Origin of the sequence: uncultured Paracoccus sp. (assembly GCF_945915435.1) — a bacterium.
Taxonomy (GTDB): domain Bacteria; phylum Pseudomonadota; class Alphaproteobacteria; order Rhodobacterales; family Rhodobacteraceae; genus Paracoccus.
Window position 1 is genome coordinate 29,452 of record NZ_CAMEFG010000015.1, and the last position, 10,229, is coordinate 39,680.

Sequence of the window (10,229 nt, forward strand, 5' to 3'; positions counted from 1 at the left end):
AAGGTGGGCCGGTTCAGAAATGAAGGCAGGGGCGGGGCCGTTCAATCGACTTCGCGGCCATCCGCCGACCATCGGCAGAAAGTCGCGGAACCGATTGTTTGTTTTGGGTAATATTCAACCGGGCCCGGTTCGCTTGCAGCGGCTTGCGGTTGAGTTCACGGACTGCCGGGTGCTGCGTCCCCATCCGGCTCGGCCTCATCCGGTTCCGCCTCGGGGGGCAGATCGGGGCGCACGGTCAGCAGGGCCAGATCCAGCGCGGCATTGCCGCCGTTGCGGCGGATCTCATCCATCACCAGCGGCAGCAGGGTGCCGGCATTGCTGCCCGCGGGGGCGGCGGCAACGCTGGCCAGCGGCGCGTCGCTGGCAAGGGCCATGACCAGTTGCGGCTGCGGCCCGGCCTCATCCGCCGCAAGCGAGATGCCGAAATCGAAGGCAAAGGACCCGTCCGCCTGCGCCACCGCGGTCGAGGACAGGTCGTAAACCCCGCCCCTGGACGAGACCACGAACAGCCACAGGCTGCGCCCCCGCAATTCGCGGATACGGCCCGACACGCTTTCGCCGCTGATGGTCGAAGCCATGTCCAGCGACAGCGCGGGCGGCGCCGCGACCCGTCCCGACAGCGCACGCGCGAAATCCAGCGCCGCGCATTGGGCCTGCGTGGTCCGGGCAAAGACCACGGCGGGGCTGGTGCCGAATTGCCCGGAATAGGCGCGCAGCAATTCGTCGAAGGATTGCGGCTGATCGGACAGCGCGCCAAGCTTGCCCGCATCCGCGCCGGTCGGGATGCGCGAAACGAAGGTGCAGGGCGCCACCGCCTGCTCGGCCAGGAAACCGTCGCGGGTCTGGATATCGCGGGCGGGCAAGGGGGGCAGGTCGTCCGGCTCGGCCTCGGCGATCTGTGCGGGCGTCTCGGGCGCGGGCGGATCACCCCGCAGCAGGAAGGCCCCCGCCCCGGCAGTCAGAACCGCCGCCGCCGCACCCGCCAGCAGCCAGGGGCGCAGCTTGCGGGTCTTTTGCACAGGCATCGCCACCGGCGGCGGGGGTTCCAGCCCGGCGAAGGGGCTGGAGGAATCCAGGTCGGACCGCGCGCTGGTCCGGGACAGCCGCCCCAGGCTGCCGGTCACGTCGTCCTCGGCCTGCGTCGTCGGGGATGCGGGCGCGGGGCGGGCATGCCACAGCGGCATCCGGTAACGCGCAGGCAGGTGCGAGGGATCGTCGAGGATGTTCAGCAGCGCCTCCATGTCGTGCGGACGCATCTCGGGATCGGGTTCCAGCATGTGCTGAAGCAGCGGATAGACCCGGTGCGATATCCCCGTCAGATCGGGGATCGAGCGACGCGCCTCGGAGGCATCGACGATGTTCGTGCCCATGTCCAGCGGCTCGCCCCGCACCGCGGCGGCGATCATCAGCGCAAGGCCGTAGACATCGGCGGCGGGGCCGACCTCGCCCCGGCCATGCCCCATCTGCTCGGGCGCGATATACTTGAACTTGCCTGCGAAACGCCCCGCCAGACCATCCCCAAGCTCGGTCGAGCGGGCGATGCCGAAGTCGATCAGCACGGCTTCCTCGATGCGGTTGTCGCGCAGGATGACATTGTCGGGGGACAGGTCGCGGTGGGTGACGCCGCGCGCATGGGCCTGCGCCAGCCCCTTGGCCAGCCGCCGCAGCAGCACCAGCGCCTGGTCGGCGTCCAGCGCGCCCGCCTGCTTCACCCGGTCCCACAGGTGCTGGCCGTCCACGAATTCCATGATCAGGCAGTAACGGTCCAGACCCTTGTCGCGGACGAAATTGTGATAGCGCACGATGGCATCGTCGCGCATCTGGACAAGGATGCGCGCCTCGCGCCGGAACAGGTCGATGATGGATTCGTCGCGCGCAAGGTTGGGCAGGATGATCTTCACCGCGACGGGATCGCCGGTAAAGATGTTCTCGGCGCGGTAGACCTCGCCCATGCCGCCCGCGCTGACGGTATCCAGAATGCGATAATTGTCGTTGATCAGGACGCCCGGCTGAACGATGTCGGCGGGGGCGTCCGGCGGCGATTCGGTGTCGGCGATGCGGGTCGCGTCACCCTGCGCCGGGCCGTCAGCCGCAGGATCGGACGGCGCGATGCGGGTCCGGTCGTCACCCGGCGGGCTGGTATCGGGCCTGTCCTTTTCAGGATCGCTCATTCCCCGGCGTCATCCCTGGCTTCGACCGGCTGGCAGCACATGACGATGGCGGTGACATTGTCGCGCGCCCCGCGTGCCAGCGTCTGCTCGATCAGCCGCCGGGCCAGGGTCTCGGGCGATCCGGGTTGCAGCAGCATCTGCCGCAGGTCGTCGTCGCTGTTATGTTCGGTCAGCCCGTCCGAACACAGCAGGAACAGGTCGTTCGGCTCGACCACGCCGGTGACGGTTTCGGGGTTCGGATGCAACTGGATGCCGATGGCCCGCGTGATGACATTGCGCGAGGGCGAGCGGCGGGCCTCTTCCTCGGTCAACTCACCGGCGGCGATCAGGCGCGCGACTTCGCTGTGGTCGGTCGTCAGCCGGGTCAGCAGGCCCTTGCGCAGCAGGTAGACGCGGCTGTCGCCCGCCCAAGTGCAGGCCAGTTCGTGACCGTGGATCATCAGCGCGGCCACGGTCGAGCCGACCGTGGACAGGTTGCGGGCCTGGGCATGGGCAAGGATGCGTTCATTCGCGCGGATCAGCCGCTGCGAAAACCGCGCGCGCTGGTCCTGCGCCGAAACCGGCAACCCGACCGAGGATATTTCCTCGACGATCAGCCGGCTGGCGATATCGCCCGCCTCGTGCCCGCCCATGCCGTCGGCGACGACCCAGATGCCCGTGCCGGGCAGCATGACATGGGCGTCCTCGTTATGCGCGCGCACCATTCCCTTGTGCGAGCAGGCGCCCGAAACGAAATGAAAGCCGGTCTCGTCCCCGGTCATGCTTGCCCCCCTTGCCCGTCCTGTCGCGCGACCCCGCCACCCAGCAGCCAGGCCAGCGCCTGCGCACCGGGCAGGCCGTTGCAGCCCAGAATACCCGACACCCCCGCGAATTCATTGGAAAACCACCAGTAGCTGCGCCCGCTGGCGGCGGCAACCAGATCGGTCAGTGCGACCTCGGCGCAAAGCTGCGCGGCATCGCCCGTCTGCTTGATCGCCCAGAACATCGGGTCCGAGGCCGCTTCGGTCCCCGGCGCATGGCCCGCGAAAAGATCGGCCAGCCCCTGCGCGGCCTGCTGGGGCACCAGCGCAGGTTCGGCCAGCATGGCGGCCAGCGCGGATTCCGCCGCCTGGTAAAACGCCTGCGCGGTCTGGACCGTCGGCAGGCTGTCCGGCCCGGCCCGCTGCATGACCAGCAGCGGATAGCGCCGCCCCACCTTGTCGGCGGACATGCGCATCGCGCCGCGCCAGGGACCGCCGCCCGCCACGCCCCCGCCCAGCCAGAAGCGCAGGGCCAGCGGGCTGTCCTGCACCGCCGCCCAGCCCTCGCCCATCAGTTCGCGCACCTCGCCCAGGGTGGTGCCCAGCCATTCCGACAGGATGCGCCCGGTGTCGTCGGGCAATCCGGCGGCGATGAAATCGCCGTGGCCGGGGTGCTTGCCGAACAGCGCGGCGGCCCCCGGCGCGGTCAGTCGATGCTCTGCGGGCATTCGAAATCCCTGATCTCGGGCATGGTGAAGGGGTTGGTCACGGCGTTGATGGTGAAATCATAGGCGATGTTGCGCCCGCCCACGTTAAAGACGGCGCGCAGCGTATCGCCCCGCTGGTCGCGCGACGCGGCCGAGGCCAGGAACTGCATGAAGGTCCACGAGCTGCCCTCGAACGCCACGCGCGAAACCCGGTCGAGGCCGGGGCTGATCTGAAGCACCGTGGACCGCCCCCGTCCGGGCCAGGTGACCGTGCGCGGGGCCGAGCCGGTGACGGTCGGGATCATCTCGTCGTTGATCGTCAACAGCGCGCTTTCGATGGTCGGATGGGCATCGACCTGCGCGATGGTGATCTCGACGGATGGCTCGGACCCGCCGCCCGCGAAGAAGGCGCGGCGGATGCGTTCGGCCCGCTCGAACTGGCGCAGGGTATTGGGGTCGAGGCGCTGGCTGACCTCGCGATCCTCGCGATAGCGCATCCCCTGTTCGCTGCGTTCGACATAGGGTTCGAGATATTCGGTGAAATAACGGTCCATCTCACCCCCCGGCCCGAAGAAGCGAGAGAAGTTCTCGACCGACAGGCTGCGGTCCGTGCTGCCGAAGGGATAGGCCGAGGCGATATTCTCGCGGCAGAAGAAGGTGATCTGGTTCGTCAGCGCGCGATTCATCGTCTCGACGCTGGCATCCGAGGCGCCGCTGCGGAAATCGCCCTCGGCGTCGTTGACAAGCTGCGCCAACGGCTCGGGCAGTTGCGAGTTGTATTGCGTGAGCGAGGTCAGCAGCGTCGGCAGCGCCGCGGCAGCCTGGTCGGCATTATATTCCGCTTCACGCAGATTGTTGAAGACGGCCACGAAATTGCCGATGATCGTGTCGATGGGCCGCTGGCCGGGATCGCCAAGCGCCAGTTCGTGCCAGCGTTCGAACGCACCCGAGATCTGCTCGATCACGCGCATCACGCTGTAGCTTTCGCCGTCGCCACCCCCGCCACCTGCCGAGGCAGGCCGCGCCTGGCCCTTGCCGCGCTGGCTGTCGGCGGCATCCAGCAGCATCCGCTGAACCCCGCCCGACCGCGACTGGACACGCTGGAACATCGCGCGGCCAAGCTGGCCCGTGACCTCGCCCCCCGCGCCGCCACTGCCGCCGCCCGCCAGCGCCTCGGGGGTCAGTTCGTCGATCCCCTCAAGCTCTCGCATCAGCCAGGTCTGGTCATCGACCGCCTTGACCAGTTCCAGCAGGGGCGAGTTCTGGGCCGAGGCGACCGTGCCGAGCGCTGCGTAGCGGGGCCGGTCGGCGACCATCGAATTCATCGCCAGGTTGCCCAGAACCCCGTTCCAGGCGGCGATGAATTCGCGGTGGTAACGCTCCATCAGGTCGCGTTCCAGCCGGCTCAGGCGGCCCTCGATCTCGGTGCTGCTGGCCAGGTCGCCAAGCACCCACTGGTCGCGGCGCAACTGATCCTCGACCACGGCAAGCTGATCATAGAAATAGCCCCAGAAGCCTTCGTAGGTATAGATCGCCGGGACCACCAGCGTGCCCAGGTCCGAGCCGTCGCGCGTGCGGAACACCTGCGAGGCGTTGGGGACCACCTGGGCAAGCTGCCAGTCGGGCACGCCCGCCGCCAGCGCGCCGTCCTGGATCAGCGCATAGGCCTGTTCGTCCAGCGGCAGTTGGGCAATGGCGGCGCGCGCGGCCTCGACCGTGGATTGGTTCAGCGTCACCAGCAACTGCCGGTCGCCGTCCAGCGACAGCATCGCGTCAAGGTGGCGCGCAAGGCGTTCGCGGGTATCGACGCCCGCCCGATCCGTGTATTCGCCGCGCCATTCCTGCGCGAACCAGTTGCGGATCGCATCGTCGTCGGCGCTTTCGCCCTGCCCGCCCAGCAGCAGATAGACCTTGAGCGCGCGGTAGATGTCGGTCATCTCGCCGCTCTGGATGATGTCGGCCATCTTGCGCTCGATATCCAGCACCAGCCGGGGGCGCAGCATCCGCTCCAGCGCATCGGAATAGGCGCTGGCGGTGGCGCGGCCCAGCCGGTCGCGCTGGCCCAGGCCCAGGCCCTCGAAGAACCCGGCCTCTTCGCTGTCGCCATAGCCTGCGGGCATGGTTTCAAGGTCGTTCAGATGGGGCAGGACCGCGCGCAGGTCGGGGTCGTCCACGACCTCGCGCACAAGCTCGTCATGGGCATCGCGGGCATAGGCGGCAGTTTCGGCCTGCGCCGTCTGCACCAGGTTACGGTTCTTCCAGTAGCTGTAGCCAAGCGCCGCCATCGTGCCGACCGAGATCAGCAGGATCGCCGCCAGCGCCGAAACCCGCAGGATCAACTCGCGCCGCACCGCCTTGCGGTCGTGCGAGACCCAGCCCTGTTCGGGAAAGATCACCCGCTTCAGCAGGTCGTGGATGAAATAGCTTTTTCCGCGCCCTGACATGAAGGCGGGCTGGAAGGCGGCGCTTTCGTCGCGGCTCATCGCGCCCAGGACCTGGTCGATGGGCGTGCCTTCCTGCGTGCCCGAGGTGAAGTAGAACCCCCGCAGGATCGCATTGGTCTTGTAGCGCGTGGGTTCGAACACGCGGCGCAGGAAGGTCGAGACATTGGCCCGCATCAGCGCCATCTGCCCCGGCAGGCCAAAGATCGCGATGCGGGAAATGCCGTCGGGTTCCTCGGACATGCGGTCGATGATCTCGTCCGAAAGGCGGCTGACCAGCCGGTCGAACTCGGCCGGGACGGCCTCATGGGTGATGGCCTTGCGGTCCTTGGTCTGGAAGGTGACACCCCAGACCAGCTTGCGGCGGTTGAGGCTGAAGCTGGCGAAATATTCGCGGAAACCGGCGATCAGGTCGGCCTTGGTGAACATGACATAGACCGGAAAGTCGATCTTCAGCGTCTCATGCACCTCGGCCAGCCGGGCGCGCACGGTTTCGGCGTGATGCTTCAGCGAGATGTCGTCGCCCTTCATCATGTCCTCGACCGAGAAGGACAGGATCACCCCGTTGATGGGCCGGTTCGGGCGGGTCTTTTTCAGCAGTTCCAGAAAGGACGACCAGCTTGCCTTGTCGGCCACCCCGTCGCTGTCCTGCGTGGTATAGCGGCCCGCCGTGTCGATCAGCACCGCGTCCTCGGCAAACCAGAAATCGACATAGCGCGTGCCGCCAAAGCCCGAGATCGCCTGATCCTGCGACAAGGGAAACTCGATCCCGGAATTGGCCAGCGCGGTGGTCTTGCCCGCGCCGGGCGGGCCGATGATGACATACCAGGGCAGGTCGTAAAGATATGACGCGCCACCCGATTTCTTCAGGACGGCCATCGCCCCGGTCATCTTCTCGGCCAGGACCTTGCCGTCGCCCTCGGGCTCGGCGGGGATCAGCGCATCCTCGATCTGGCGGGCGGCGCGGACGCGGCGGCGCCAGCGGATCAGCGCGATCGTGGCAAAGACCGCCAGCACCACACCGATGATGACGACGCGCCACAGGACGGTTGCCAAAGGCGCCCAGCCGGTCATCGGACCGCCCCACCAGACGGCGGCGACAAAGCCCGCGAATCCCAGGACGATCAGGACCCAGCGCAGCCAGGGACGATTGCGAAGGCGCGGAAGCGGCAAGCCGAGAAACCTCACGGGGCGGCCTCCTCTTCGGTGGCGGGCGCGGCATCATAGCTGCCTTCGCGCGCCAGCATGACCTCGACGCGGCGGTTCCGGGCACGGCCCTCTTCGGTGTCGTTGTCGGCGACGGGGTTTTCCTCGCCCCGGCCCTCGACGCGAATGCGGGCGGGGTCGTCGATGGTGGCGGCCAGCAAGTCGCGCACGGCTTCGGCCCGCGCCTCGGAAAGCTGATAGTTGTCCTTGTATTGCCCGCGCCCGGACAGGGGCAGGTTGTCGGTGAAGCCCTGCACCAGCACCGGCCCGCCCTCGGCGTTCAGGACCTCGGTGATGCGCGCGGCCATAGGGGCGAAACCGTCCTTGACCGCCGTCTGGCCCAGGTCGAAAAGTTGCAGGTTCCCCACACGGATCGCGATGTAATCCCCCCGCGCCTCGACCCCGACCGAGCCGCTTTCGATTTCCGCCGCCAGCGCCGCGCGGATGCGGTCAAGCTGCGGGACGGGCGCGACATAGGCCGCGCCGGGCACCCGCTGGATCGAGATCACCGGCGCGCCCTGATGCAGGGTGCGCAGCGTTTCGGCGGCCTCGGCCCCGTCGCGGTTGATCAGCGTGGTCAGCGTCGCGAACAGCGCCACCACCGCAATCGCCGCGCCGCCGAAGACCACCGGCAGCGGGATCGCGAAAAAGCGGCGGCCGCGGTCCTGCACCACGGGTTCCCACATCACCGACACGTCCTCGTCGGGGCGGGGGTGGATGCGGCGCAACGTCTCGTAGATCGCCTTGCGGATGCGGGCCAGTTCGACCGCGCCATTGGGGGCGGTGCGGAACTGCCCCTCGAAACCCAGCGACATGCAGACCAGCATCAGCTCCAGCAGGTTGTAGCGTTGCGCGGGGGCCTGCATGGCCTTTTCGGCCTCTTGAAAGAAACCCACGCCGGAATCGCGCTTGTGAAAGAAACGCGCGACCATCGAATATTGCTGCCAGCTTCCGCGATCCGAGCCGGGCAGGTTCTGCACGATGTCGTCCGCCGTGCCCGAAAGCGCGTATTTCGCCACCAGCGCCTCGTGCGGATCGACGCCGGCGGCCAGCGCGTTACGCTCGAACCTGTCGATCTCGATGGTGACATGTTCCATCAGCGGCGCGACCTGCAAATCGACCATGCCCGTGCGCAAGCGGCCCAGCAGGATCAGCAGGCTGGCCGCCGAGGCCAGAAGCGGGTTGGTGGACGACCCCCCGCCGATCTCGCTGACGCGCAGGGCGTCGTGCAGGGGAATGCGCGGCATGTTGCGCTGCGGCGCGGCGGGCTGGTCGCGGTGAAATTCGGGGAAAAAGCCCTGATCCGAAGCGGTCGCCCGCCCGATCGTGCCGCCGGCAGGACGCTGCGGCGATGACGGATAGGGCTGCGGCGCACCCGCGCCGATCCATGTGTCGTCCTGCCGGGGCTGCGGCGCAATTCCGGGCGGCTGGCCGATGCCGCCGCCCTGCCAGGGCGCGGTCCCGCCGATCACGGTGCGCTCGCCCTGGACAGGGCCGCCGATCCCGGTCGTGCCGTGGCCGGGACGCTGGTCGAAGGGGCTGTCGGAACCCGGCCCCTTCGGTGGCAGCGCGCCGCCGAAAACCGTCCTGTCGTGATCGTCGCCGCCGCTCATCAGGCTTTCTCCGGTATCGCCCAGAGTTCAAGCTTCAACTCGGGCCAGTCCCCCGCGAAATGCATCCCGATGGCGGGCGCGGTGGAAAACTCGCGCCACAGGGGCGAGTTCTTTTCCAGCCGGAAATAGACGTTCGAGGACAGCACCCGGATCTGGCGCGGCGGGTTGGGCAGGTGCTGCAAGCCGATGCCGGGCAGGTTGTTGTTGACGATTTCCGACATGCGGGTGTTCGGCCCGACCTTGCACAGTTCAGGAAACTGCGCCTGCACCTGCGTCAGCGGCTTGGCCGATTCGACCTCGACGATAAAGCTGGCCTCGCGGAACAGGTTGCGGTCCTTGACCTCGGCCAGGTAGGAATTCTGGCGGACCTGCCGCAACAGCAGCCGGATGGCGCGGCCCACTTCGCGCGACAGCAGGCGCTGGATGTCGGCGACCACGGGCGAAAAGCAGGTCTTGAGATCGCCGTGGTCGTATCCTTCGTAATCGGGGGCCTGGCGGCTGCCGCTGTCGAAGCTGGCCAGTTCGCCAGCCAGCATCACCAGGCGCTCGAACAGGCGCTCGGGGTGGATGGCATGGGTGCGCGACATGTGGCGCAGCGCCCCGATCTCGCGGTTGAGCAGCATCAGCATCAGGTAATCGGTGGCCTGCAACCCCCCGCCCGAGGACGGGTCGGCCGCATAGCGCGCCAGCGATTCCAGCCGCGCCTCGACCCAGCCGATCACGCGGGTCAGGTAGCCCAGCACCTGAGGATGCGCCCCGATGACCAGCGCAGGCGGCGGCACGGTTTCGTCGATGGTCACGACGCCATCGCGCACCTCGGTGATGCGGGCAAGGCGCAGGTTCTGGTAACCGGGACGCGGGGTCTTGCGCACCGCCAGTTCCAGCCGCGGAACGGCCAGCTCTAGCACCTGTTCGCTGCGCATCGAGGAACTGGAATCGCTGACCGTTTCCGCCACGATCCCCCAGCGCGTGGCCGAGCCTTCGTCATCGTAAGGCGCGGCGTCGCGGTTGTTGGGCGAAACGTCGGGCAGCGTCAGCCAGATGAACATCCCCGCCGCATCGTCGGGCACATCGACCGGGACCGGCAGCGGCCCGGTGCCCGGCGCCTCGAACGGCGTGCCGTCCGGCATCAGCCCCGAGACGCTGCGCAGCGCGATCCGCCCCTGCTGCGCCTGATCGCGGTCCATCACCATCTCGACCACGCCCCAGGGATAGGGGGTGATGGCGCGGGTCCGCGATTGTATCAGATTCTCGACATAGCGGTCGGCCTGCTGAAGGTGGTGCGGCTGAAGAAAAAGACCTTCCTTCCAGGCGACTTTGCTGAACCAGGACATTGCGAATATCTGCTTTC

Annotated in this window: 6 protein-coding genes; all 6 read right to left on the reverse strand. The window is 67.9% G+C overall.

The window, feature by feature from the left end; translation table 11 throughout:
* Nucleotides 1-155: 155 nt before the first annotated feature.
* From Q0O97_RS07015 to tssK, 6 genes are read right to left on the reverse strand one after another with little or no spacing between them, the layout of a single operon-like run.
* Nucleotides 156-2,171, reverse strand: coding sequence for a serine/threonine-protein kinase (locus tag Q0O97_RS07015; protein WP_294926615.1), 2,016 nt, complete (start codon nt 2,169-2,171; stop codon nt 156-158).
* Nucleotides 2,168-2,932: a protein phosphatase 2C domain-containing protein gene (locus Q0O97_RS07020; protein WP_294926616.1), complete on the reverse strand. Its 765-nt coding sequence runs from the start codon at nt 2,930-2,932 to the stop codon at nt 2,168-2,170. Before Q0O97_RS07020 ends, Q0O97_RS07015 begins: the two co-directional genes overlap by 4 nt.
* Nucleotides 2,929-3,639 carry a type VI secretion system-associated protein TagF gene (gene tagF / locus Q0O97_RS07025; protein WP_294926618.1) on the reverse strand — a complete coding sequence of 237 codons (711 nt, stop codon included), beginning with the start codon at nt 3,637-3,639 and terminating at the stop codon, nt 2,929-2,931. The genes Q0O97_RS07020 and tagF overlap by 4 nt, the downstream gene beginning before the upstream one ends.
* Nucleotides 3,618-7,247 (reverse strand): type VI secretion system membrane subunit TssM, encoded by a 3,630-nt coding sequence (gene tssM / locus Q0O97_RS07030; protein ID WP_294926620.1) that lies wholly within the window; start codon nt 7,245-7,247, stop codon nt 3,618-3,620. Before tssM ends, tagF begins: the two co-directional genes overlap by 22 nt.
* A complete protein-coding gene (gene tssL / locus Q0O97_RS07035; protein WP_294926622.1) occupies nt 7,244-8,878 on the reverse strand; it encodes a type VI secretion system protein TssL, long form in 1,635 nt (544 codons plus the stop codon). The genes tssM and tssL overlap by 4 nt, the downstream gene beginning before the upstream one ends.
* Complete coding sequence (gene tssK, locus Q0O97_RS07040) at nt 8,878-10,212, reverse strand: type VI secretion system baseplate subunit TssK (RefSeq protein WP_294926623.1); 1,335 nt, start codon at nt 10,210-10,212, stop codon at nt 8,878-8,880. Before tssK ends, tssL begins: the two co-directional genes overlap by 1 nt.
* Nucleotides 10,213-10,229 lie beyond the last annotated feature (17 nt).

What these genes read in the sequence shown, in the direction of transcription:
- Q0O97_RS07015 (WP_294926615.1), bottom strand. Translation starts at nt 2,171, where the DNA reads ATGAGCGATCCTGAAAAGGACAGGCCCGATACCAGCCCGCCGGGTGAC.
- Q0O97_RS07020 (WP_294926616.1), bottom strand. Translation starts at nt 2,932, where the DNA reads ATGACCGGGGACGAGACCGGCTTTCATTTCGTTTCGGGCGCCTGCTCG.
- tagF (WP_294926618.1), bottom strand. Translation starts at nt 3,639, where the DNA reads ATGCCCGCAGAGCATCGACTGACCGCGCCGGGGGCCGCCGCGCTGTTC.
- tssL (WP_294926622.1), bottom strand. Translation starts at nt 8,878, where the DNA reads ATGAGCGGCGGCGACGATCACGACAGGACGGTTTTCGGCGGCGCGCTG.
- tssK (WP_294926623.1), bottom strand. Translation starts at nt 10,212, where the DNA reads ATGTCCTGGTTCAGCAAAGTCGCCTGGAAGGAAGGTCTTTTTCTTCAG.